19 protein-coding genes are annotated in these 24,953 nt (G+C 40.3%); 17 read left to right on the top strand and 2 right to left on the bottom strand.

All coding sequences use genetic code 11. From position 1 onward, the window contains the following. Positions 1–206 precede the first annotated feature (206 nt). The 3 genes from RCG22_RS13555 to RCG22_RS13545 all read left to right on the top strand — a co-directional run bounded on the left by RCG22_RS13555 (position 207) and on the right by RCG22_RS13545 (position 2,378). Complete coding sequence (locus RCG22_RS13555) at positions 207–1,598, top strand: alkaline phosphatase (RefSeq protein ID WP_308103407.1); 1,392 nt, start codon at positions 207–209, stop codon at positions 1,596–1,598. A 108-nt stretch (positions 1,599–1,706) separates the two neighbouring features. Next, on the top strand, positions 1,707–2,054 hold the full coding sequence (locus tag RCG22_RS13550; protein WP_308103406.1) for a hypothetical protein: 348 nt from the start codon (positions 1,707–1,709) through the stop codon (positions 2,052–2,054). A 123-nt stretch (positions 2,055–2,177) separates the two neighbouring features. Beyond that, entirely contained in the window at positions 2,178–2,378 is a 201-nt protein-coding gene (locus RCG22_RS13545; protein ID WP_308103404.1) for a hypothetical protein, read from the top strand. A gap of 76 nt (positions 2,379–2,454) precedes the next feature. Here RCG22_RS13545 and RCG22_RS13540 read toward each other — a convergent pair whose 3' ends face one another. Together RCG22_RS13540 and RCG22_RS13535 are read right to left on the bottom strand one after the other, a co-directional pair. Next, entirely contained in the window at positions 2,455–2,598 is a 144-nt protein-coding gene (locus RCG22_RS13540; RefSeq protein ID WP_308103403.1) for a hypothetical protein, read from the bottom strand. 120 nt (positions 2,599–2,718) lie between these two features. Beyond that, positions 2,719–3,297, bottom strand: a complete 579-nt coding sequence (locus tag RCG22_RS13535) for a hypothetical protein (RefSeq protein ID WP_308103402.1) — start codon at positions 3,295–3,297, stop codon at positions 2,719–2,721. 251 nt (positions 3,298–3,548) lie between these two features. Here RCG22_RS13535 and RCG22_RS13530 point away from each other — a divergent pair, with 251 nt between their 5' ends. The 14 genes from RCG22_RS13530 to RCG22_RS13465 all read left to right on the top strand — a co-directional run bounded on the left by RCG22_RS13530 (position 3,549) and on the right by RCG22_RS13465 (position 24,844). Next, positions 3,549–5,108, top strand: coding sequence for a response regulator transcription factor (locus tag RCG22_RS13530; protein ID WP_308103401.1), 1,560 nt, complete (start codon positions 3,549–3,551; stop codon positions 5,106–5,108). 13 nt (positions 5,109–5,121) lie between these two features. Continuing rightward, positions 5,122–6,885, top strand: a complete 1,764-nt coding sequence (locus RCG22_RS13525) for a sensor histidine kinase (protein WP_308103400.1) — start codon at positions 5,122–5,124, stop codon at positions 6,883–6,885. Between the two features lie 175 nt (positions 6,886–7,060). Then, the gene (locus tag RCG22_RS13520; protein ID WP_308103399.1) at positions 7,061–8,347 is read left to right on the top strand and encodes an ABC transporter substrate-binding protein; all 1,287 of its coding nucleotides are present in this window, start codon (positions 7,061–7,063) and stop codon (positions 8,345–8,347) included. Between the two features lie 156 nt (positions 8,348–8,503). After that, positions 8,504–9,430 carry a carbohydrate ABC transporter permease gene (locus RCG22_RS13515; protein ID WP_308107158.1) on the top strand — a complete coding sequence of 309 codons (927 nt, stop codon included), beginning with the start codon at positions 8,504–8,506 and terminating at the stop codon, positions 9,428–9,430. Continuing rightward, the gene (locus RCG22_RS13510) at positions 9,423–10,247 is read left to right on the top strand and encodes a carbohydrate ABC transporter permease (RefSeq protein WP_098261813.1); all 825 of its coding nucleotides are present in this window, start codon (positions 9,423–9,425) and stop codon (positions 10,245–10,247) included. The genes RCG22_RS13515 and RCG22_RS13510 overlap by 8 nt, the downstream gene beginning before the upstream one ends. 40 nt (positions 10,248–10,287) lie before the next feature. Further along, complete coding sequence (gene lacZ, locus RCG22_RS13505; protein ID WP_308103398.1) at positions 10,288–13,323, top strand: beta-galactosidase, LacZ type; 3,036 nt, start codon at positions 10,288–10,290, stop codon at positions 13,321–13,323. Positions 13,324–13,418: 95 nt separating this feature from the next. After that, a complete protein-coding gene (locus RCG22_RS13500; protein WP_308107157.1) occupies positions 13,419–15,656 on the top strand; it encodes an alpha-galactosidase in 2,238 nt (745 codons plus the stop codon). Between the two features lie 140 nt (positions 15,657–15,796). Further along, positions 15,797–16,978, top strand: a complete 1,182-nt coding sequence (locus RCG22_RS13495; protein ID WP_308103397.1) for a galactokinase — start codon at positions 15,797–15,799, stop codon at positions 16,976–16,978. Between the two features lie 34 nt (positions 16,979–17,012). Then, positions 17,013–18,497, top strand: a complete 1,485-nt coding sequence (gene galT, locus RCG22_RS13490) for a UDP-glucose--hexose-1-phosphate uridylyltransferase (RefSeq protein ID WP_308103396.1) — start codon at positions 17,013–17,015, stop codon at positions 18,495–18,497. 83 nt (positions 18,498–18,580) lie between these two features. Beyond that, a complete protein-coding gene (locus tag RCG22_RS13485) occupies positions 18,581–19,639 on the top strand; it encodes an aldose epimerase family protein (RefSeq protein ID WP_308103395.1) in 1,059 nt (352 codons plus the stop codon). 3 nt (positions 19,640–19,642) lie between these two features. Continuing rightward, complete coding sequence (locus RCG22_RS13480) at positions 19,643–20,632, top strand: LacI family DNA-binding transcriptional regulator (protein ID WP_308103394.1); 990 nt, start codon at positions 19,643–19,645, stop codon at positions 20,630–20,632. A gap of 168 nt (positions 20,633–20,800) precedes the next feature. Then, positions 20,801–21,802, top strand: a complete 1,002-nt coding sequence (locus RCG22_RS13475; protein WP_308103392.1) for a sugar-binding protein — start codon at positions 20,801–20,803, stop codon at positions 21,800–21,802. Next, the gene (locus tag RCG22_RS13470) at positions 21,799–23,283 is read left to right on the top strand and encodes a sensor histidine kinase (protein WP_308103389.1); all 1,485 of its coding nucleotides are present in this window, start codon (positions 21,799–21,801) and stop codon (positions 23,281–23,283) included. The genes RCG22_RS13475 and RCG22_RS13470 overlap by 4 nt, the downstream gene beginning before the upstream one ends. Further along, positions 23,258–24,844, top strand: a complete 1,587-nt coding sequence (locus tag RCG22_RS13465) for a response regulator (RefSeq protein ID WP_308103388.1) — start codon at positions 23,258–23,260, stop codon at positions 24,842–24,844. The genes RCG22_RS13470 and RCG22_RS13465 overlap by 26 nt, the downstream gene beginning before the upstream one ends. Positions 24,845–24,953 lie beyond the last annotated feature (109 nt).

Here is a 24,953-nt window from a genome sequence, read left to right as displayed (position 1 = left end):
GTAGGTCGTTTTCAGGACAAGACAGCCCCGAAACGAATTGAAAAATACATCTTTTCTGTTCAAATGTATTTTTACTCAGACGAAATTCCTATAATTATGCTAGTTAGTGAAATCCACCTTTACAATTGTTTACATTTGCTTAATATAGCCCCTCTATAATGAGAGTCGTAATAGTAATAACAATTTTAATTGAGGGGGAAATGGAATTGTTTAAGAAAAAACTTATGAAAAAGGTTCTTCCAGTTGCTGTACTCTCATCTTTGGCGTTTAGCAGTCTTGTTGGAGCTGGTACGGCTAATGCCAAAACGGAAAAAGCAGCTAAAAATAATGCGGAGATTAAAAACGTCATTTTTCTGATTGGTGATGGTATGGGCGTTTCTTATACCTCGGCTTACCGTTATTTAAAAGACGATCCGTCTACTAAAAGAGTGGAGCCAACTGAGTTTGATAAATTCTTAGTGGGACAGCAAACTACATATCCGGAGGATGCAAAGCAAAATGTCACGGATTCAGCATCTGCTGCTACGGCAATGGCTGCAGGGGTCAAAACCTATAATGCTGCCATTGCAGTGGATAACGACAAATCTGAAGTCAAAACTGTCCTTGAAGCAGCGAAAGAGAAAGGGAAATCAACGGGTCTCGTGGCTACTTCAGAAATTACACATGCCACACCTGCTTCGTTCGGATCTCATGATGTAAACCGTAATAATATGAATGCGATTGCCGATGATTATTATAATGAAAGAGTGAACGGAAAACACAAAATTGACGTCCTTTTGGGAGGCGGCTCTGATTTGTTTATCCGTCAAGATCGTAATCTTACAGATGAATTTAAAAAGGATGGATACAGCTATGTTTCCAACCTTCAAGAATTAACGAACGATAAAAATGATCAGGTTCTCGGGTTATTTGCAAAACGCGGCATGCCAAAAATGATCGACCGGACGGCAGAAGTGCCATCACTAGCGGATATGACGACTTCGGCAATTGAGCGTTTAAATCAAAATAAGAAAGGTTTCTTTTTGATGGTGGAAGGAAGCCAAATCGACTGGGCTGGTCATGATAATGATATCGTTGGTGCGATGAGTGAAATGGAAGACTTCGAAAAAGCATTCAAAGCAGCTATTGATTTTGCCAAAAAGGATAAACATACACTTGTTGTAGCAACGGCGGACCATTCGACCGGCGGTTACTCAATCGGGGCCCGCGGCGAGTACAACTGGTTTAGTGAGCCAATCAACGCGGCAAAGCGTACGCCTGATTTTATGGCTCAACAAATTGCTAACGGCGCCGATGTGAAAGATACGCTGACTAAATTTATCAATCTTCCTTTAACGGATAAAGAGATTCAGTCCGTTAAAGATGCGGCTGCTGCTAAGAAAGTTGTAGATATCGATAATGCAATCGAGCAAATTATTGATACCCGCTCCTTCACTGGATGGACGACTGGGGGCCATACAGGTGAGGATGTAAATGTATATGCATTCGGACCTGCCAGCGAGCGCTTCGCCGGTCAAATTGACAATACAGACAATGCTAAAATCATCTTTGAAATTCTTGATAACGGCAGCAAAGAAACAGTCATCGAAGATAAATAGGACCTTACAATAAGGTAGACTAGAATTTGGAAATGAGATATCCCGTTGTCTTAGCAGCAACGGGATATCTTTATACGAAGCCATCTTTACTTAATGGGAGGAATCAATGTGAAACAAACTATGATAACTATTGCATTAGTTTTTCTACTTACGGGCTGTTCATTTGTTTCAATTCAACCAAATAAAGACAAGACCGATTCAAAAACAGAAAAGATCTCCACAGCAACAAAAAAGATTTCCGAACACGATCATAATGCCTACTATAATAGTCCGCAGGTGACTGATGATTCAACATTACAGAAAGTAGGCCAATCTGTTACCGATGAAAAGGGGGAAGCAACCTTAAAGGCGATCAAACCAATAAATAGTGTCTATCATTTGGGGGATATCGAGTTTACAATCAAGGAAATAAAACTGCTGCACTACCGGCCAGATTATAGTCTAATTGACTATTAACACCCATTAACGGAGGCAGAGGAATTTGACTTTATTAAAATAAGTGCCGATATTAAAAATAAATCGAAAGAAACGCGGAATTTTGCCCCAGTTGCCCTATTTGAAACGAATACAGGAGTAAAAATGGACTGGAAACAGGATATGTATCTTGACCATTTAAATGGTGAAATCGAAGGGAACCAAGTCAAGCGTGGAAGCCTCGGCTTTATTGTAGACCCAGCTGAGAGTAAGAAAATAGAATGGATTAAAATTCTAACCAGCGACGTGTTTAATGAGAAACAGGAAAGGCTCGAGGAAGCGCAAAAAATCCAGCTTCATTTTTAATTGTGTATGAAAAGGTGAAATGAGAAGGTGTCAGGCATCGTACGTGGACAAATGTCCACGTACGGTGCCTGACACCTTAAGTCCCTTTAGCTAATTGTTTGCTGATTGTTTCTGAAAATAATAGTGCTGCAATTGATAATAAAATGTAATAGGATGTATCCCACCAAACTTGACTGTGCAATATACCTGTTTTTCTAAGAAGGATTGTGGCTGTATACATAGATAGGGCTGTGACAATGTACTTTAACCATCTTGGTATCAAATGAAACTTCACGATGGCAACATAGAAGAGACTGGCACATAGATAGAAGATGGCCCCAAAAGCAGTTGTATCCTTTGCTTAATTTTCAAACATGCCCAATTCATAATATCGATTGGAGAAAAACATAATCGGAAAAATATGAAAGCTCCCCGCAAAGGGCCCAATAATGAGAAATAGACAAAAGGAATGAATCATTCCTTTTAACGGAAGCCTGATTTTTTTGTGCAATATTTTTGCAAATATATAATAAAAAGGCAGCCCCAGTGAGGTGTATTCTATCTCCCACCAATTGTGGGTATAGATATCCAGCTTTAGGAATAACCACTCAATCCCTGCGAAACTCCCGGTAATAAAAACAATCCAAAGCCAATTCTTGTGAAAAGCTGCGATGAAGGTGGCGGTTACAGGCAAGGCTAATGCATTCGATGCGATCGCTCCCAGATTACTATCATAAATAGCATTGTGCTTGATAAGTTTCGGATAATATTGATAGCTACCTAGTAAATTATAAATGACCGCCTCAATGATGTACCCTATACCGACCATCGCTAAAAAAAGCAGCAAACTCCTTCGTACCCCTTTTTTATAACATACATAACTCAAAAGAATGATACTTAACAAACCTAATCCGAGATAGCATAATGAATTTATGTTCACAATACACACCCCTTCTTAAAAATAGTATCCAAACCTACTGGGAATTTATTCATATAATTCGCCAACATGGTGTCAGGCACCAGCCGTGGACAAATGTCTTTGTGTGGTGCCTGACACCATGTTGACACCATGAATGGTTGAGATAGGTACAACATATTGGCAGCCATTAAAAAATAATAAATGAATTTGTTATAGTATAATAAAAATATTGAAATTTCTAATTGTACAGGTCATCTTCTGGAGGGATTGCGTTGACAGTCGGGGAACTATGCCGAACACTTATTGTAGACGATGAAATGTTAATCAGACAAGGGATTAAGCACTATATAAATTGGGAGCAAGAGGGGTTTATGATTGTCGGTGAAGCTTCGAATGGTCGGGAAGCACTGGAATTAATCGAAGCCACGGACCCACATATCATCATTACAGATATCGTCATGCCAATAATGGATGGAGAAGAATTAACGAGAATTGTGAAGGAAAAATATCCTCACATTGAAATTATTATCTTAAGCAGTTTTGGAGAGTTCGATTATGTACGATCCACCTTCCAAAGTGGCGTTGTTGATTATATATTAAAGCCCAAGCTCAATGCAGACGGGCTGTTAAAAGCTTTAAAAACGGCATCATGCAGAATCCCTTCGTTTCAGAAAGTGGAAAATAAATCAAAACGTAATCTTCCAATTGGGCAGATTATTGAGAAGCTCATTTCAGGATATGAAGTAAATTATGATTCAGAGTTAGTCTCCCAGGCTTTTCCATATCGTTATTATTGTTTAATCGGAGCGGATCTAAGGAACCACCCATCTAGTAAGAGCGCAGAATTTCAAACAAGTATTAAAATGAAAATCGAAGAGACCATTCAACTTAACATAAGCCAAACTGTTCTTGAGCCATTAAACGTTGAAGATAGTATTATTGGATACTTAATTAATATAAACGAGGAGAATCTACCACAGGTCATTAAATTGGCGCACCAACTTGTACAGTCATTTCCGGAAATTAGCCTGGCTATGACGGAGGAGTTTGCAGACCTTTCTCGATTAGGGACAGTTTACAAAGAAAGTCTGCTAAAATTGTTAGCTTATCGCTTTTATTTTCCCGAACAATCATTCTTTAAGAAACAGAATCTCCCTAATCTGCCTTCCAAACCTGAAAATTTTAGTTTAGATTGGTTTACAGAAGAATTAAAGCGCAAACACTTTGACTCAGCTTTTCAATATTTACAGGACCATGTTACAGCGTTGTCGACCTGTTATACGATGGATGTCTTTGAATTTAAAGCTTTCTTTGGCAACATTATTTTTAACATAACGATTCTCCTTAGTAATATGAAATATAACGTAACAGCTTTGGAAAATGCTAAGTATTCCTATTTTAAACTGATTGATGAAGCGTCTTCAGCAATGGCTACCGTTGAATTAATGAATCGCTTTACCGAAGAAGCAAAAAATTGCCTATTTGAGGCGGTGCAAAGCGAGCCTGAAGATGTAAATATGAAAAATTTAATCAATTATATAGAAGAACATTATGCTGAACCGCTCACCCTTACTGGGGTAGCAAAACATTTTCATTTTAATCCTTCATACCTTTCCAGCTATTTTTCAACGCATAATAAAGAAGGATTTATCGAATATCTTAATAGAATCCGGATTGATGAGGCGTCGAAACTCCTTATACAGGGTACAGAATCAATCTCTGAGATTAGTGGAATGGTTGGTTATTCGGACCACAGTTATTTCTGTAAAGTTTTCAAGAAAATAAAGGGAGTGTCTCCAAGTCAATACAAAAGGAAGCAAAAACTAAGATAAGAGATGGTGAATTATGAGATTTATTCCCGAGCGTTTTAAACATAACGGATTGTTTATCGTTATGTTTTTTATTACGGTTATGATGATTATCACAGTTTCGATAACGATTACTTGGACAACCATTCGGATGTCCGAGCAATTTTTTATAAAGAAGTTTAGCATTACGAACTACAAAGTAATGAGTCAGGTCAAGGAAAGCTTCGAATCCTTTAACTATTCGGTCGTCCTTGCATCCAATAATCTTCTTCAAAGCAATACGATTAAAAATATTCTTACACATGAGCAATTCAGCAATAAAGAAAAGCTCAGTGCCTATTTTAATACGGGCCAGCAGTTAAAGCATGTCGAAACCAATTTGGATGCATATGAGGAAAGTATTCTAGTCATGGGTAGAAATGGGTTCAGCTTTGCAACCAACCGTGCTTACTGGCCAATTACGGACGAAGAGTTAAGGACAAGCATACTAGCCAGTAATACGTTTAAGGAGCCAAAGAAACTAATTTACCAATTGGACAAGCGAAAGGATGGAACCAATCGCCGGTTTATCGTTGCATCAAAGGTGCTAATGGAACGGATCAACGGTACGGTTTATGGTTCCATGTACTTTGCGTTTGAGGAAAGTGAATTTAGAAGGTTCTTCACAAGCTATACTGGCCCTGGTAATAATGTGTTTGTCGTCGACAAGCAGGGGATCATTGTTTCTAGCAACCGGTCCAAGCTCATTGGGAAAAAACCAGAGGGCTTGCTTAGCTATGCGGATAAAATTGAAAACAGTACAGACCATTATATCATTGAGAACTTTATGGGGAAGGACCAAATTATCTCGATGGAATATCTACCTTCCTTTGACATGTACTTATTTAATATGATCGACAAGCAAAAAGCAGTCGGAGACCTCATCGATAAAAAAGATATCGTGCTTATCTCCATGGCGATCGTTTTTGTGGCGCTCATTATTGTCTTACTAGCGACAAGGAGATTGACCAATTCGTTATCGAGTCTTGTTAAGCAGATAGAAGATGCATCCAAACATGAATTCCACCAATATGTGTCTTCGGCCGGCACCTATGAAACCATGAAAATTGGCAATGCCTTTAATTCCATGCTTGATGAGCTCCATCTGTATGTGGATCAACTGGTGGAATCACAAAAGCAAAAGCGCAATGCGGAATTGGCCGCATTGCAGCAGCAAATTAATCCTCACTTTTTATACAATACATTAACTTCAATAAAATTTATGGTGCAGCAAGGTGGAAAGGAAGAGACCGAAGCCACAATTAATGCGTTGATCTCCTTGCTTCAGAATACCATTGGCAATGTTAGTGAGACGAATACCATAAGCCAAGAGGTGGATAATTTAAAAAATTATGTCCTTATCAATCAGAAGCGATATGGTAATCGGATAAAAGTTAATTATTTCGTAGCACCAGATTGCTTGGGATATCACGTACCAAAGCTAATCCTGCAGCCTTTTATGGAAAATTCATTCTTTCATGGCTTCAATCGTAAGGTGAGTGGATTTATTAATGTTCTTGTCTGGCAGGAGGAGAGTACGTTGATTTGTGAAGTAGTTGATAATGGAGATGGAATGGAAATCTCTTCTGAAAATAAACTACCCAATACAAAACGAAAACAACAGATGTTTTCTGGAATCGGTGTGCGGAATGTTCATGAGCGGATCCAGTTAATTTACGGAGAACCGTTTGGGGTGACAATATCCAGCGAGGTGGGCGAAGGAACAAAAGTCCGTGTAGAACTTCCGATTTCATCGATATAAAAATAGTCATAGAATCTAAAAATATTCCAAACTAATTATTTGGAAGCGTGTTCATGTTACAAAAATATTACCAACCATTAAAAATATCGTCCTAACGATTCGGTCCTTTCAGGTGATAACATTATATTTGTAAGTCGGATAACGCTTACAAAACTAGAATGTTGGGGGAATATCAATGAAAAAAGTACTAGCACTCTTTCTAGTTAGTATATTGATGCTAACTGCCTGTTCTTCGGGATCAAATAAAGAGACTTCCGACAAAGGCAAAGAGACAAATGAAATAACGGTTTGGGCATGGGATCCAAATTTCAACATTAAAGCAATGAATTTAGCAAAAGACGCTTATAAATCTGAAAATGCAGATGTAAACATTAAGATAATTGAACATGCTCAAGATGACATTATTCAAAAGTTAAATACGAGCTTAAGTTCCGGGACAACCAAAGGACTACCGAATATTGTTTTAATTGAAGATTATCGGGCGCAAAGCTTCCTTAAAGCGTATCCAGATATGTTCCATGAATTAACTAGTTCTTTTAAAGCGGCTGATTTCGCTCAGTATAAAATTGCACCTACCAGCTTGGATGGCAAAAACTACGGTCTTCCATTCGATACAGGTGTAACGGGACTATACGTTAGAACGGACTATTTAGAAAAAGCAGGCTACAAAGTGGCAGATTTACAAAACATGGACTGGAATAAGTATATTGAAGTAGGTAAAAAGGTTAAAGAAGCAACTGGTAAATCAATGCTTACACAGGATCCAAAAGACCTTGGCCTTATTCGTATGATGATTCAAACGAGCGGTTCATGGTACTTAAAGAACGACGGCGTTACACCTGACATCGCAGGCAATGCAGCATTAAAGGATGCATTCCAAACCTATAAAGCAATTTTAGATGCAGATTTAGTGAAACCTGTTTCTGACTGGGGTCAATTCGTAGCAGGCTTTAACAGCGGCGACGTTGCAACGGTTCCAACTGGTAACTGGATTACTCCATCTATTAAGGCAGAAGCTTCACAAGCTGGCAAATGGGCGGTTCTTCCGATGCCAAAACAATCAGGCATCGCCAATTCTGTAAACGCTTCTAACTTAGGCGGAAGCTCTTGGTATGTGTTAAATATCGATGGTAAAGAAAAGGCAGCGGACTTCCTAGGCAAAACATTTGGATCCAATGCTGATTTCTATCAAACCTTGAATAAAGAAATGGGCGCTATTGGTACTTATAAGCCAGCTGCAGAAGGCGAAGCTTATATGGCTGCTGACGATTTCTTTGGAGGTCAAAAAGTGGTTTCTGACTTCGCGGCATGGACAGAAAAAATTCCTCAAGTCAACTATGGTATGCACACCTATGCAATAGAGGATATTTTAGCTGTGGCAATGCAAGATTACCTTAAAGGTAAAGATCTGGATAAAGTATTAGAAGATGCTCAAAAGCAAGCAGAAGAACAAATTAAATAAACAACAAGTAGCAAATAACACATCTTTGTAAAGAGATTATGCCTTAGAAATTCGCCGGCTCTGCCATTCATGTATTGGAGCTATCTGATGTATCAGGCGACTTTCTGAGGCGTTTTCTTTTCTTAAACTTACAACGTAAGGAGTTGACTATAATTGATAACAGCGAAAGAAGACCACACTCAAGCCCTTCCAAAAACAAATTCTGGTCGCAAAACTCGGTTGAAAAATAATGTCATTGGCTGGTCCTTTGTAATTATCGCTGCCGTAATGATCTTTTTGTTTTACTTCTACCCAATGGTTCAGGCTCTTATTTTATCCTTTCAAACAGGTGTTGGTGCGAACCTAACCTTTACAGGAATCGATAATTATACGCGTTTATTTAAGGATCCAACATTCCTTACCACAGTGAAAAATACAGTCATCTATCTAATCATTCAAGTACCGGTTATGATTTTACTGGCTTTATTTCTATCTGTTCTACTAAATAATAAAACGCTAAAGTTTAAGGGCTTTTTCCGAACAGCCATCTTCTTACCATGCGTAACCTCACTTGTTGCCTATTCCGTCATCTTCAAATATTTGTTTGCTCAGGATGGCATTATTAATATGATGTTAATGAAAATTTCATTAATCTCAGGACCGATTCAATGGCTCACTGATCCCTTTTGGGCAAAAATTGCCATTATCGTGGCGATTACTTGGCGATGGACAGGCTACAATATGATCTTCTATTTATCCGCTCTTCAAAACGTCGATGAATCAATCTATGAAGCAGCTAGAATAGATGGGGCTTCGCCAGTTCAACAATTTTTCAAAATTACCATCCCAATGTTGAAACCGATTATCCTGTTTACATCAATCACTTCAACGATTGGTACACTGCAATTATTTGATGAGGTTATGAATATTACCAAGGGTGGACCCGGTAATGCGACCATGACCATTTCTCAGTATATCTATAATTTATCGTTTAAATATACTCCGGACTTTGGGTATGCAGCCACTGTCTCATACGCGATCGTAATTATGATTGTCATCTTCTCAATCATTCAGTTTAAAGCGGCAGGTGATAATAATGAATAAGCTAAAAAACACATTCAGTTATACCGTCCTAATCATCGCAGCAATTGTCTCTGTGTTTCCATTTCTATGGATGATTGTGAGCTCGACAAATAAATCTGTCGATGTAACACAAGGAAAGATGCTGCCTGGCAGTCATTTTATGCAAAACCTTCACAATCTGCTGGACACGGTGGATCTTGTACCTGCGTTAATTAATTCAACAAAAATCTCGGTCATAACAACTATCCTTGCTATGCTGATTGCTTCCTTAGCAGGATATGGATTTGAAATTTATAAAAGTAAATCCAAGGATTTTGTGTTTAACATTTTGTTAGTTTCCATGATGATTCCTTTTGCTGCATTGATGGTACCGCTCTTTAGAATGTTTGCGACCATTTCACAATCCTTACCGTTCATTGGGATTGATACAATTGCAGCCGTCATATTACCGACTGTGACAACCGCCTACCTAATCTTTTTCTTTAGACAAAGTACCAAAATGTTTCCGAAGGAAATCCTTGAGGCAGGAAGAATCGATGGACTATCCGAATTGGGATGTTTCTTTCGGATTTATCTTCCAACAATGAAGACAACGTACGCTGCAGCAGCCATCATTACCTTCATGGCTAGCTGGAACAGTTATTTATGGCCGTTGGTTGTGTTACAGTCACCAGAGAATCAGACCATTCCACTGTTAATTTCGAATCTCGGTTCAAGTTACTCTCCTGACTTTGGAATGATCATGACAGCAATTGTCATTGCGACTTTACCGGCAGCACTCATCTTCTTCATTATGCAAAAGCATTTTGTCGCTGGTATGATGGGATCTGTTAAATAATTGGTTTTTGGAAAAATGTAAATAGAAAGAGTGATCATAAATGACAACCATTCCAAAAATAGATTGGCTTACCGATGTGAATGTGTTTGCCGTTAATCGACTGCCAGCGCATTCAGACCACATGTACTACGAAACACGTGAGCAGGCAAAAAGCTCAGGTCCAATGGCGATGCGCCATGACTTAAACGGAAACTGGAAATTTAGCTATAGTGTCAATCCTGACAATCGTCCGGAGCGTTTTTACGAGCAGGATTTTAATTGTTCCGGCTGGGGAAACATCACTGTACCAGGGCATATCCAGTTGCAAGGCTACGGAAAACCACAATATGTGAATACGATGTACCCATGGGATGGCCTCAATGAGATTCGTCCTCCTGAGATTCCACAAGACCATAATCCGGTGGGCAGCTATGTGAAGATGTTTACGGTACCTGAAAACATGATAAATAAGCCTGTCTACATTTCCTTTCAGGGTGTAGAGTCAGCGTTTTATGTGTGGCTAAACGGAGAGTTTGTCGGCTATAGTGAGGACTCCTTCACGCCAGCTGAGTTTAACCTTACTCCATTCCTTACTGAAGGTGAAAACAAGCTAGCGGTCGAAGTTTATCAGCGCAGCACAGGTGGTTGGCTGGAAGATCAAGATTTCTGGCGTTTTTCAGGTATTTTCCGGGATGTTTATCTCTATACCGTCCCAGAGATTCATGTCTATGATACGTGCGTTCGTGCTGAATTGAATGATGTCTTTACGCAAGGCACGCTTAAAGTAGACCTCAAGCTATTGTATGATAACGCGTCTCCTTCAAAAATTGTATCAGAATTGTACGATACAGAAGGCAACTTGGTAGCATCCGGTACGATTAGCAATAATGACGGAGAATGCTCAGCAGCGATGGATGTTGAATGTCCAAAATTATGGAGCGCAGAAAGTCCATATTTATACAAGCTTTATATTCAAGTGTATAACGAAAAAGGCAGTTTAGTAGAAGTGGTTCCGCAAAATGTGGGCTTCAGAAGGTTTGAACTCATTAATAAAATCATGCATCTTAATGGGGAACGGATCGTCTTCAAGGGTGTGAATCGTCATGAATTCAATTGCAGGACGGGCCGTGCGATTACAAAGGAAGACATGCTTTGGGATATTAAAACGCTGAAACAAAATAACATCAACTCTGTTCGGACGTCTCATTATCCGAACCAAAGTTATTGGTACGAACTGTGCGATCAATATGGCGTCTACGTAATCGATGAAATGAACCTGGAAACGCACGGATCATGGCAAAAGATGGGGGCTGTCGAGCCGTCCTGGAACATTCCCGGGAATAAACCGGAGTGGGAGAATATTGTTATGGATAGGGCTGTTTCCATGGTTGAACGGGACAAAAATCACCCATCCATCCTGATTTGGTCATGCGGGAATGAATCCTATGCAGGTGAGGTCATTCTTAAGGTGTCTAAATATTTTAAGAGAGTGGACCCAAGCCGCTTAGTTCATTACGAAGGTGTATTTCATGCTCGTGAATATAATGAAACGAGCGATATGGAAAGCCGTATGTATGCAAAGCCCGCTGATATTGAGGACTATTTGAATGCAAACCCGGAAAAGCCTTATATTAGCTGCGAATATATGCATGCTATGGGAAATTCACTTGGCGGGATGTACAAATATACAGATTTAGAGAAGAAGTATCCCATGTATCAAGGTGGTTTCATTTGGGATTATATAGACCAGTCGCTTATCAAAAAAGATCGCTACGGGAAGGAATTTTTCGCGACCGGCGGTGACTTTGATGACCGGCCGACCGATTATGGCTTCAGTACAAATGGGATCGTTTATTCTAATCGAGAACTTTCACCTAAGATGCAGGAAGTTAAATATTTATATCAAAACTTTAAGCTAAACCCTGATCAGACCGGTATATCCATTATCAATGACAGCCTATTCTCTGATCTAACGGACTATGATTTGGAATACGTCCTTTACCTTGAGGGCAAGGAAGTGTATCAAAACAAGCTTGAGGTAAATGTTGGACCTTTAAGCGAGGGAAGAGCAGAATTTAAGCTGCCTGCCGGTGTCACGAGTGCTTCTGGGGAGTATTGTATTCAGGCTTCCTTGATCTTAAAGGAGAACACACTATGGGCTGATGCTGGTTATGAAATAGCGTTTGGACAATTTGTGTTCCAGGTAAAAGCGGAAGAGAAGTCTGCCGCTGTTCAGGACGATTTAAGGGTCGTCGAAGGCGATGTCAATATAGGTGTCCATGGCAGGGACTTTACGATCCTATTCTCGAAACAGGCCGGAAGCCTTGTTTCGCTTAATTACGCGGGGAATGAGATGATTGCTCTTCCGCCAGCACCATTATTCTGGCGGGCGACAACAGATAATGATCGCGGCTACTCACAAGGCTTCCATTCAGGGCTTTGGTACGCAGCCAGTCTCACCAGAAGATGTGTTGCTATTGATCTTAAAAATGACAAAGGTCAGGTGACCGTTGCCTTTACGTATAAATTATCAATAAGTGAAGAAGTGGTAGTGAAAATAAGCTATACGGTTTTTGCCGATGGCAGTGTGCGTGTGAAATCGGTGTACCATGGCGCAAATCATCTTCCGCAGATGCCGATTTTTGCCGTATCCTTTAAGGTGCCTGCAGATTATGATCAATTAGAATGGTACGCCATGGGTCCTGAAGAAAACTACTCGGACCGTGCGCAGGGAGCCAAACTTGGTATCTTTAGCAACAGCGTATCAGAGAATTTGAGCGGATATGTGATGCCGCAAGAGTCAGGCAACCGCACGGGAGTACGCCGGGTAAGTGTGACAAACCAGGATGGACAAGGGCTAAGAATTTCAGCTGTGACCGAACCATTGGAGTGCAATTTTTCACCGTATACAGCGTTTGAACTAGAGAATGCGAATCATCAATTTGAGCTTCCGAATGTTCATTACACAGTTGTGACGGTAGCAGGTAAGCAAATGGGCGTTGGCGGAGACGACAGCTGGGGCGCACCGGTCCATGATGAACATCTTATTCATGCTGACAAAGACATGGAATTCGAGTTTGTGATTAATAGAATCTAATCAATATATTTAGCACTTACAAGGGAAAGAGCCTGGGATTACAGGCTCTTTCCCTTAATATTAGAAAAGAAGTCAAAATGGTGAAGGGGAAAGCGATGCTTATTCATGTGAATCAAGAGGACAGGCAGTTTCATTTAACAAATGGCCAAGTAAGTTATATTTTTCACGTTATGAAAAATGGGCAACTCGGCCATCTTTATTACGGAAAGGCATTACGCCACAGAGACGATTTTTCCCATTTGCAAACGTATGATGTCCCAACAGGAGCAACTACGCATGTATATGCGGACGACCCAGCATTTGGATTAGAGACGTTGCGTCAGGAATTCCCTGCCTACGGAAATTCAGATTTTCGCGAACCAGCAATCAGTGTTAGTAAGGCCACAGCAAATCATATTCCAAGCTTTACATATGAATCCTATCAGATTCTAGAAGGGAAACCCCGTCTTGAAGGTCTCCCAGCAACTTATACAGAAGACAATCATGATGCAAGTACACTTCAAATCCTCTTAAAAGACGAGTTCCTGCAAGCTGAATTGCAGTTAAATTATACAATTTTCCGTGATAAACCCGTCATAACAAGAAGTGCTGCTCTTATCAATAAGGGTACAGAGGGATTAATAATTGATCGATTAATGGGAGCATCGCTCGACCTTCCGGATAAGGATTTTGTATTTACTCATTTAGCAGGTACATGGTCACGGGAGCGCCATGTCAAGGAGAGAAATCTTGAAACAGGCATCCAGTCTATTTCCAGTCTGCGCGGAGCCAGCTCTCATCACCATAATCCGTTCTTGGCCCTAAAACGGCCCGACACGACGGAGCATACAGGCGAAGTATATGGTTTTAATTTTATCTATAGCAGTAATTTCCTCATGCAGATAGAAGTGGATCACTATGACATGGCTCGGCTAACTGTTGGGATTCATCCGTTCGGCTTTAAGTGGAATTTACAACCGCAAGCATCCTTTCAAACCCCGGAAGTAGTAATGGTGTATTCCAATCAAGGGTTAAACGGGATGAGTCAGGCTTTTCATTCTCTTTACCGCGAGCATCTCATTCAAGCTCAATGGAGGAAGGGTGTGCGCCCGATTTTGATTAATAACTGGGAAGCAACCTACTTTGATTTCGATGAAGAAAAACTTGTGAAGATTGCAAAATCTGCGAGTGAATTAGGCATCGAACTGCTTGTCCTAGATGATGGCTGGTTTGGAAAGCGGAACGATGATACGTCCTCACTTGGGGATTGGCATGTCGACTTAAATAAGCTTCCTAATGGATTAGAAAGTTTATCTGGAAAAATAGCAAAAACGGGTATGAAATTCGGGCTTTGGTTTGAGCCGGAGATGATCAGCCCGAATAGTGAATTATTCACCGAGCATCCAGATTGGGCAGTAGGTCTGCCTGGACAGCACTATACTTTGGGGCGCAATCAATTAGTCTTAGATTTTTCACGACAGGAAATAGTAGATTATCTGTATGAGAAGATGTCCGCCATTATTAAACAAGCAAACCTTTCCTATATTAAATGGGATATGAATCGAAATATTACCGAAGCGTTTTCACAAAAACTTGCTGTTGATCAGCAGGGGGAGTTTTTTCACCGCTATATCTTAGGGGTTTATCGTCTCTATGACCGGTTAACTACTGAATTTCCGCATGTGTTGTTTGAATCCTGTGCAGGCGGAGGCGGACGGTTTGATCCTGGTATGTTGTATTACGCACCACAGGCGTGGACGAGCGATGATACGGATGCGATAGAAAGACTTAAAATCCAATATGGTACATCCTTCGCCTATCCGCTTTATAGTATGGGTTCGCATGTCTCGGCTGTTCCAAACCACCAAACATTACGGCAGGCACCCTTACAAACGAGGGCAAACACTGCATATTTTGGAACATTTGGCTATGAACTGGATCCACTGACCTTAACTGCAGAAGAGCGTGCAGAAATTAAAGAGCAGGTGGCTTTTTATAAACAGCATCGTGGATTAATGCGTGATGGTCAATTTTATCGCTGCTTAAGTCCGTTTTCGAATAATGAAACGGCATGGATGGTGGTTAGCCAAGATCAATCGGAAGCATTGATTGGCTGGTATAAGGTACTCGCAACGCCGAATCCAAGAAAACATCAGACGCTTCGTCTAAGTGGATTAGATGAATCGAAAATGTATAAAGTCTCTGGGAGCGAGCGAACGTTTTATGGTGATGAACTAATGAACGTGGGCTTGCCGCTTCCGACAGAATTTAATGGTTGTAATGGCGGAAGTGCCGAGCGTGGCGGCGACTTCCAGTCATATGTCTTTTATTTAAAAAGTATAGAGGCTAATTGATTTGAATAAAGCAGGACGGGGGAAATGTATCCGTCCTTTTTTAGTTAAATTTTTAGTAAAATAATTGAAGTATTTTACTAAAGAGAGTAAAATGAAGTTAAAATTACTTAACAAGACACATTACGCTGGAGGAACTCAAAATGGACGTTATTACACTTCATAAAGTATTTTTAGATATGTTTCAAGTGTTACCAAGACAAGCTTTCTTTGCCCCTGGAAGGATTAATTTAATTGGCGAACATACCGATTATAATGGCGGTCATGTGTTTCCATGTGCGATCACATATGGTACCTATGCTGTAGCAAGAAAGCGGGAAGATAAGCTGATTCGCCTGTACTCAACTAACTTTCCTGAAAAAGGAATCATCGAATTTAACTTAAACGAATTAGATTATCAGTTGGAACATAATTGGGCTAATTATCCAAAAGGGATGGTCCGTTATATTATTGAAGCGGGATATGGAATTCCATCTGGATTTGATTGTGTAATTCATGGTAATATCCCTAACGGTGCTGGTCTATCTTCGTCAGCGTCCATTGAGCTTTTGACTGGAGTGCTAGTGAACGGCTTATTTGGATTAGAAATTCCTCGCCTCGATCTTATCAAGCTTGGCAAAAAGGTAGAGAATGAATTTATTGGCGTGAACAGCGGCATTATGGATCAGTTTGCGATTGGTATGGGAATGAAGGATGCGGGAATTTTACTGGATTGCCAAACATTGAAATATGAGTACGCACCAATTCATCTTGAAGATTACAAGATCTTAATCATGAATACAAACAAGCGCAGAGAATTAGCTGATTCGAAATACAATGAGCGTAGAGGGGAATGTGAAGAGGCACTAACGCAGCTTCAACAAAAGCTGCCAATTGAGGCGCTTGGTCAGTTATCAGAAGCGGAGTTTGATGAAAATCAAAACCTAATTACCAATGAAACGGTTCGTAAACGTGCTAAGCATGCAGTCTATGAAAATGTGCGAACCATTAAGGCTCTAGAAGAACTTAAAGCCGGAAATTTAGAGGCATTTGGACAATTAATTAATCAATCACATATTTCCTTACGTGATGATTATGAAGTGACCGGAGTTGAACTGGATAGTTTAGTAGAAGCAGCATGGAAACAGCCGGGAGTTCTAGGTTCACGAATGACGGGTGCAGGTTTCGGCGGCTGTGCGATTGCGATTGTCAGAAATGAAGAGGTTGAGAACTTTATTGCGAATGTTGGAGCGGCTTATCTAGAAAAAATAGGCTACGAGGCAGAATTTTATGTGGCGAGTATTGGTGACGGAGCAAAGGAAATTCAAATGGAGGAAGCAATTTAAAGATATTCATTGCTTCTTCATAAAGGGGACCAATATGATCTATCAACTACTACAACAATTAATGAATCAAGCGATTGCCACTCAACTAATTGAGCGGGAAGATGAAATCTATGCCCGCAACCAGATTCTGTCGTTCCTGCAACTATCGGAATTTAAGGAAACTGACCGAGTATTGGATAGTAGCCTTGATATCCCTGACTTACTCGATTTGATCGTAGACTATGCCTGCCGGCAAGGGATTATTGAAGAATTGTTTGATGAAAAGGAAATTTTTTCAAGTAAAATTATGAACTGTTTGATTGCCCGGCCATCAACTATAAATCAACTATTTTATGAAAAATATAAACAAGATCCAAAAGCAGCGACCGAATATTTTTATGAGTTAAGTAAAAATAGCAACTACATTCAGATGAAGCGAATTCGTAATAATATTGAGTATAAAACTGCCACCGAGTATGGTGAACTGGACATTACGATTAATTTATCGAAACCTGAAAAAGATCCTAGAAGTATCGCCCTCGAGCGGTCGTTGCAGAAGACGGACTATCCGAAATGCTTGCTATGTGTAGAAAATGAAGGCTATGCCGGGAGAATTGGGCATCCGGCCCGCTCGAATCACCGGATGATTCGGGTCAATTTACTAGATCAACCATGGTACCTCCAGTATTCTCCGTATGTCTATTACAATGAGCATTGTATTGTATTGTCAGAAAAACATACGGATATGGTGGTAAGTTCAACGTCTTTCTTACGGCTGTTAAGTTTTGTGGAACAATTTCCACATTATTTTGTCGGCTCGAATGCGGATCTGCCAATTGTAGGTGGTTCGATTTTAACTCACGATCATTATCAAGGCGGAAATTATCAATTTGCGATGGCAAAGGCAGCAGATGACTGGAAATTTAGTATGGCTGATTATCCAAATGTCACTTGTTCAGTGGTTAAATGGCCGATGTCTGTCATTCGCCTCCGTTCTGCTGAAATTAGCCCGTTAGTTGAAGCAGGTTCACATATTTTTGACCTTTGGAGAGACTATTCGGATGAAACGGTTGGAATTTTGGCTCGAACCGGAGAGACACCGCATAATACGGTCACACCGATTGCACGGAAAAATGGCGATGTATTTGAATTAGACTTGGTTCTTCGTAACAACCGCACGAGTGATGAGCATCCGCTTGGGATTTTCCATCCTCACGCCGATGTACATCATATTAAAAAAGAAAATATTGGTCTTATTGAAGTGATGGGGCTGGCTGTTTTACCAGCACGATTAAAGGAAGAACTTGTAGCTGTGGAAAAGTACATCCTCGGGAAATTAGCGGAAGTGGCAGACTATCATTTAGACTGGGCGAAAACGTTAAAAACTCGCTATCAAACGGTTGCCACTGAAGCGAATGTGGAAGGCTTGGTAAGAGAAGAAGTAGGGAAGAAATTTTCAAGAGTCTTAGAAGATGCAGGAGTTTATAAGCGAGATGAAACAGGGGCAGCCGGGTTCAGACGGTTTATCAATAGTTTATAAAAGAATGGATCGGACTTGGGTATTTTAGTGTGTGGGAAAAACTGGAGTTTGCTACTTTTAAAAAAATATGGAGTGATATATCGATGCAAATATTAGATAGAATATTTGGCAGTTACGAGGGTGAGTCCGTTATAGAATACACCTTAGTCAATGATTATGGCATGGAGGTCTCTTGTCTGAATTTTGGTTGTGTCATTACGAAAATCATCGTCCCTGACCGTCAGGGGAACTTTGAGAATGTTGTCCTTGGATTTGATAACTTCGAAGATTACACAGAATGGTCCCCGTATTTCGGAGCAGTTTGCGGGCGCGTAGCCGGAAGAATTGGCGGTGCGAGTTTTGAGTTGGAAGGTAAAAGATATCATCTAGCAGACAATAATTATCCCAATCATCTGCACGGTGGCAAGAAGGGTTTTCATTCCGTAATTTGGAAAACTGAAATCATCGAGCAAGATCATACGGTTGGATTGAAGTTTTTTTACCATAGTCCAGACGGAGAAGAAGGCTATCCGGGTAATCTAGACACCACTGTTACGTACATTCTAAATAATAAAAATGAACTCGATATCACTTTTGAAGCTAAAACGGATCAAAAAACGTTAGTCAACTTAACGAATCACTCGTATTTTAACCTAAGTGGTAATATAAAAAGAGATATTTCCGAACACATTCTTAAATTAGATAGTAAAGGTTTTTTAGAGTTGAGAGACGATCTAATCCCTACTGGAAAGGTGATGGAATCTAGAAATACTCCGTTTGATTTTAATCACGGCAGAAGGCTGTATTCTGGGCTGAATTCATCACATCCACAAAATGTGCTTGTGGGTAATGGTTACGACCACCCGATTGTTCTTTCACAAGAGGGAGAAAATAAGTTGATCCTAAGCGACGAAGAAAGCGGACGCTCGCTTCTTGTAACAACCGATCAGCCGTGTGTGGTCCTTTATACAGGCAATTCTCTAGAGGGTCCTTATTCCATTGCGGGTGTCCGATCAAGAAAACATTTAGGGGTTTGTCTGGAAACGCAAGGGTTTCCAGATGCAATCCATCATCCGGAGCTTCCATCTGTCGTTTTAAATCCAGAAGAAGTATACCATTCCAAAACTGTGTTTCGCTTTTTCGCGAATACTTTAGGGGATTGATTTATGGCTACCATCAAAGATATTGCACAAATCGCCGGAGTATCGATTGCGACGGTATCCCGTGTTTTGAATTATGATACTACTCTTTCCGTCGGGGATGAAACCAAGAAAAGAATTTTCGAAGTGGCAGAGGAATTATCATATAAAAAGAAACCAACTCGCAAGCCAGAGTCTGGGAAAATTGCCCTCCTGCAATGGTATACCGAAAAAGAAGAACTGGGAGATTTGTATTACATGTCGATCCGGCTTGGCGTTGAAAATCAATGCCGCCAGCATGGGATTCAAGTGACCAAATATTTTCAGGACAATTATGAGGATTTAAAGGAAGATGATATTCAAGGGCTGATTGCGATTGGGAAATTTAGCAAAAAGCAGGTGAGTGAGCTCCTTAAGATTACCAAAAATATTGTCTTTGTCGATACCTCACCAGATGAAGAGCGGTTTGATTCAATCGTTGTTGACTTTGAACGGGCCACTAAAAAGGTCCTAGATCACTTTTTGAAAAAGGGCCATGAGAAAATCGGGTATATTGGCGGAAGAGAAGCGTTCAAGGATCAAACCTCTATCATTGAAGACCCAAGGGAATGGACGTTCAAGCGCTATTTAACAGACAAAGGGCTAGCGGATGAAGCGTTTATGTATGTAGGTGCCTTCTCAGCAGAGGATGGTCATGCTCTAATGAAAAAGGCAATTCACGAACATGGCGACAGATTGCCAACCGCCTTTTTTGCGGGGAATGACTCGATAGCTGTTGGAGCCTTAAGGGCCCTGCTGGAGGAAGGAATTCCAGTTCCTGACCGTGTGAACATCATCGGCGTGAATGACATTAGTATCTCCAAATATGTCTTTCCGGCCTTAAGCACGATTAAAGTGTACACCGAAACCATGGGTGAAACAGCCGTTGACACCCTGTTGGAGCGAATAGCAGGCAGAAAAACAGCCAAGAAAATATTCATTGCGACAGAGCTTATTATTCGTAATAGCAGCTTTTAAATCAAACTCACCATCCATTGGTGAGTTTCTTTTTTTGAGTGTCCTCCTGACACGGACGAAATGGTAGGATTGTCTTTTTGCGGTGCCTGACACCATATACCATTGTCGAATTTTGGTATGTTCCGTATAATGTTTTTATCTAGATAGATGTAGGATGTGAACGCTATTATGAGCAAGTTATCGGTGCTGGCATATTTTTTTGGGGCGGTATTTTTTCTTGTAAGTTGCTCATTTGCGATATTTTATGGATATAAGGTTCTTTCTCATGATTTGCCTACAGAGAAAAGCCAGGTTGAGAAGTATAACTATCATATCGTTCTAGTTCCAGAGGAGCTCGATAATGATTATTGGAGACTTGTCGAGCAAGGAGCACAAGCTGCTGCAAAAGATTATGGTGTCATGCTGGAATATGTTGGACCTAAGCAAGCGAATATCGATAATCATTTAAAAACAATTGAAATGTCAGCGGCCTCCAAAGTCGATGGAATCCTAACGCAGGGACTGAGTGACGAACAATTTACACCCTTAATTAACAAGGTGGTAGAAGGTGGGATTCCAGTCATTACTGTCGATACCGATGCGGCGAATAGTAAACGACTGGCATATATTGGCACGGATAACTATTATTCCGGATTCCTGGCTGGAAAGGCCTTGATTCAAGATACAAAGGGACAAGCCAATGTGGCGATTATTACAGGGAGCTTTTATGCAAATCATCAACAGCAGCGTGTCAAGGGATTTCAGGATGCGGTGAAAGGTGAAAAAGGCATCCATATTATCGATGTCGTCGAATCTGAAATTAGCAGGGTACGTGCAGCAGAAAAAGCCTATCAAATAATCAAGGATCATCCAGAGGTCAATGCCTTTTTCGGGACAAGTGCGTTAGACGGAATTGGGATTGCCCAAGTGGTGGATAAGTATGTTAAACCGGGTAAGATTTATATCGTTGGATTCGATGCCCTACCAGAAACACTGGCATACATTCGGAATGGGACTATCAACGCAACCGTGGTTCAAGAACCCTATGAAATGGGATATCGGGCCGTGAAAATGATGATTAACCTCATTCAAGGGAAAACGGTCGAGCCTATCGTCCATACGAACACGCGAATTATGAGAATCGTAGATCTACCCGTTAGCAACCGGTACAGAATGGAGGAGAGTAATTGATACTATTTAGGATTAAATCAAAATTACTCCTTTATTTCATCGTCCTGGTAGTTTTGTTAACCTCTGTTGGGTTCTTTTTTTATAACAGCAGTGAAAAGCTTGTGATTGAATATGATCGAAGCTTTGAACGGTTTCTCCTGCTGAATGATATTTCCAAGAGAACTAATTTAATAACAGAAAATCTCCGTGGCTATCTCCTAGATAAGGAAACTTCTTATCTAAAAGATTATAAAAAAGAAAAGCTCAAGTTAATTAAAGACCAAAAGCGCCTGAGTGAGGAAATGAACAGCCATGACATCACCCTGACAAATTATAAAAATATGATTGATAGTTTTCTGGATGAATGTGATGCAACCGTAGGCTCTTTCCAGAAGGATGATATTAACAGCTATTCTAATCATTTCAATGGAGTCTTGAAAATTGCTGCCTTCCTTCAAGAAAGTACCCTTGCGCTGTTAAATAATAAACTGACGGATTATCAAAATTTTTATGCTCAAATGGAAAAGCAAAACCATTACTACAAGCTCTTGTCCATTTCTCTTTTTACGGCGGCTTTTTTCCTCAGCACATTGCTAGCTTTATGGATTTCAGGAGGGATTACGAAACCGATTAGTCTGTTGTCAGAGGCTGCAAAGGAAATTTCAAAAGGGAATTTGGCAGGAGAGGATATTAAAGTAACAACAAAAGATGAATTAAAGCCGTTAACGGAAACCTTCAATCAAATGCGATCCAATTTACGACAGCTGGTCATGGAAATTAAGCAAAAGTCAGAATTAGATAAGCTTCTAAAGGAATTAGAGTTAAGAAGCCTGCAAAACCAAATTAATCCTCATTTTTTATTCAATACTTTGAATACGGTTTCAAAAATGGCGTATTTGGAAGAAGCGGAACAAACTTCACGATTAATAGAAGCCGTGGCTGCCATCCTGCGTTACAACTTGAGTGATTTTGATAAAGCTTCGACGCTTAGAGAGGAAGTAAGAATTGTCCAAGAGTATTTTTACATCCAACAAACTCGGTTTGGAGAACGGATTACGTTTGACACAGACATCGAGGATGAATGTTTAGATATTGAGATTCCTAGTTTAATTCTACAGCCATTAATCGAAAACGCCTTCATGCACGGGGTGGAATCCTACGAAGAAAATGGAGTTATCAGTCTTCATATCTATCGGCAAAATGATCGGATTTATGTAGAAGTTATTGATAACGGCGCTGGAATGGATGAACCTGTTAAAAGGAGATTGCTCAAATATGTTGAATGTCCAGACCAGGAGGATGGATACGAAGCTGAAAAATTAAAAAGTCACTCCAATGGTATTGGTGTAAAAAATGTAATCAGAAGGCTGCAGCTATTCTATCAGAGAAATGACATCGTTGAGATTTATTCTAAACCTATGCATGGGACAAATTTTAGACTAACCATTCCTGAGGTTGCTAAAGGGGGACGCGAGCTTGTTAAAAATTCTTATAGTAGATGATGAAATCCTCGAGCGAACTGCATTAACGAAAATCATAAACAGTTCTTCAAAGGATGTAATGGTCATTGGAGAAGCCCCCAATGGAAGGATAGCGATCGAAATGGCCAGGGAACAGCGGCCGGATATTATTTTTATGGATATAAAAATGCCCGGAATTGATGGTGTGCAAGCTGTCAAAGCGATAAAAAAAATTAATCCCGTCATTCGCTTTATCATGGTTTCCGCCTTTAATACGTTTGAATATGCAAAAGAAGTGATGCAGCAGGGTGTGAAGGAATACATCCTAAAACCTAGCAGAAAGCAAGATATTCTTGCAGCATTAGAGCGCGTTTCTAGTGAGATCTTTGAGGAGAGTAAGCAGCGAGAAGAGCAGCATAACTTGCGCCAAAACCTGGACCGTGCGGTATCAATCGCGCAAAAGGAATGGGTATCGACTGTTTTAGTGAATCAAGTTCAGGATATCACTTTTGATGAATGGGGTCAGCTGCTTGGAGTTGAAATTACTTCAGGGTATATTATGCTGTTTTTGCTCCGTCCTAAAGAAGGGACCGAAATATCTATAGATCAAAAGCAGAATTGGTATCTGTGGCTGAAAGATACCCTTCATTCTGTCGGGATGAATCAGGAAATGATGGTTGGGCCGTTAACCGATTTGCAGGTTCCTGTGTTATTCCTTACTAAAAAAACTATAGAAAAGGTTCATCTTAAAACAAATGCCCAGATGATTATCGATCAATTGAACCGTATTTTTGAAAAGAAAGGATTTAATGCCGAGTTGAGGATTGGGGTTGGGCTGCCATATAACCATGCCCATGAGCTAAATAAATCCTATCTTGAAGCGCATATGGCCTTGCAGCAACTCGCAAAAACTTCGAATCGTAAGTATTTATTTGCGGTTAAACAAGGTTCGGCTGAACTGCCGTCCTCATCTGAATTGTTAGAGACTGAGAAGAAGCTATTAGAAGCCGTTCGGCAGGGAGATGTTAATCAAGTCTTGTTTATTTTTGAATCGTTTGCCACGATGCTGGTTGAGGAAAAGAATACAAATGGTTCCCTCGTGAAAAAGTCCTTTGATGAATTGTTTATTCTCGTCTCCCGGATGCTCCATGAACTGGGCATAAGCTATGAACGGATACCTGCGGTAGAAGAGTCTGAGGAGATCATGACAATTTTTGAAAAAGGAAAGGCCCATTTATTGGCAGTTGTTCATCATGTCCAGGTGTGGCGCAACAATCATGCAAAGGGTATGCTCCATAAAGCGAAGGAGTATATCGAAAGGCATTATGCAGAGTCGATTACGTTGGAATCGGCGGCAGAATACGTGGAGCTTAGTCCCTATTATTTTAGTAAATTATTCAAAGATCGCTTCGGGATGACCTTTATTGATTATTTGACGGAAATAAGAATTAATCGTGCTAAGGCTGAGATGGTTGATCCGGGAAAAAGCTTGAAGGAAATATGCTACTCGATTGGTTACAAGGATCCAAACTATTTTAGCCGAGTCTTTAAAAAGCACACAGGTTTATCGCCTACTGAATTTCGTAAAGTAACCGTAAGTTAATAGATTTCACCGATGAGACCAATCCCAGCTGTGGATCGGTCTCATTTTTAATTCGAGGTCAATTGTGGTAAAAAATAAAGCGTTTGCAAAAAAGTCTAGATAATCACAA

Origin of the sequence: Neobacillus nitrireducens (assembly GCF_030915405.1) — a bacterium.
Lineage (GTDB): Bacteria > Bacillota > Bacilli > Bacillales > Cytobacillaceae > Neobacillus.
The sequence above is the reverse complement of the archived record's forward strand: the minus strand, read 5'-3'. Positions and strand labels throughout refer to the sequence as shown.

Bases quoted from the DNA above. Each gene is read 5' to 3' on its own strand.
- RCG22_RS13545 (WP_308103404.1), top strand. From the start codon at position 2,178: ATGGACTGGAAACAGGATATGTATCTTGACCATTTAAATGGTGAAATC.
- RCG22_RS13540 (WP_308103403.1), bottom strand. From the start codon at position 2,598: ATGTATACAGCCACAATCCTTCTTAGAAAAACAGGTATATTGCACAGT.
- RCG22_RS13525 (WP_308103400.1), top strand. From the start codon at position 5,122: ATGAGATTTATTCCCGAGCGTTTTAAACATAACGGATTGTTTATCGTT.
- RCG22_RS13520 (WP_308103399.1), top strand. From the start codon at position 7,061: ATGAAAAAAGTACTAGCACTCTTTCTAGTTAGTATATTGATGCTAACT.
- RCG22_RS13510 (WP_098261813.1), top strand. From the start codon at position 9,423: ATGAATAAGCTAAAAAACACATTCAGTTATACCGTCCTAATCATCGCA.
- lacZ (WP_308103398.1), top strand. From the start codon at position 10,288: ATGACAACCATTCCAAAAATAGATTGGCTTACCGATGTGAATGTGTTT.
- RCG22_RS13500 (WP_308107157.1), top strand. From the start codon at position 13,419: ATGCTTATTCATGTGAATCAAGAGGACAGGCAGTTTCATTTAACAAAT.
- RCG22_RS13495 (WP_308103397.1), top strand. From the start codon at position 15,797: ATGGACGTTATTACACTTCATAAAGTATTTTTAGATATGTTTCAAGTG.
- galT (WP_308103396.1), top strand. From the start codon at position 17,013: ATGATCTATCAACTACTACAACAATTAATGAATCAAGCGATTGCCACT.
- RCG22_RS13485 (WP_308103395.1), top strand. From the start codon at position 18,581: ATGCAAATATTAGATAGAATATTTGGCAGTTACGAGGGTGAGTCCGTT.
- RCG22_RS13480 (WP_308103394.1), top strand. From the start codon at position 19,643: ATGGCTACCATCAAAGATATTGCACAAATCGCCGGAGTATCGATTGCG.
- RCG22_RS13475 (WP_308103392.1), top strand. From the start codon at position 20,801: ATGAGCAAGTTATCGGTGCTGGCATATTTTTTTGGGGCGGTATTTTTT.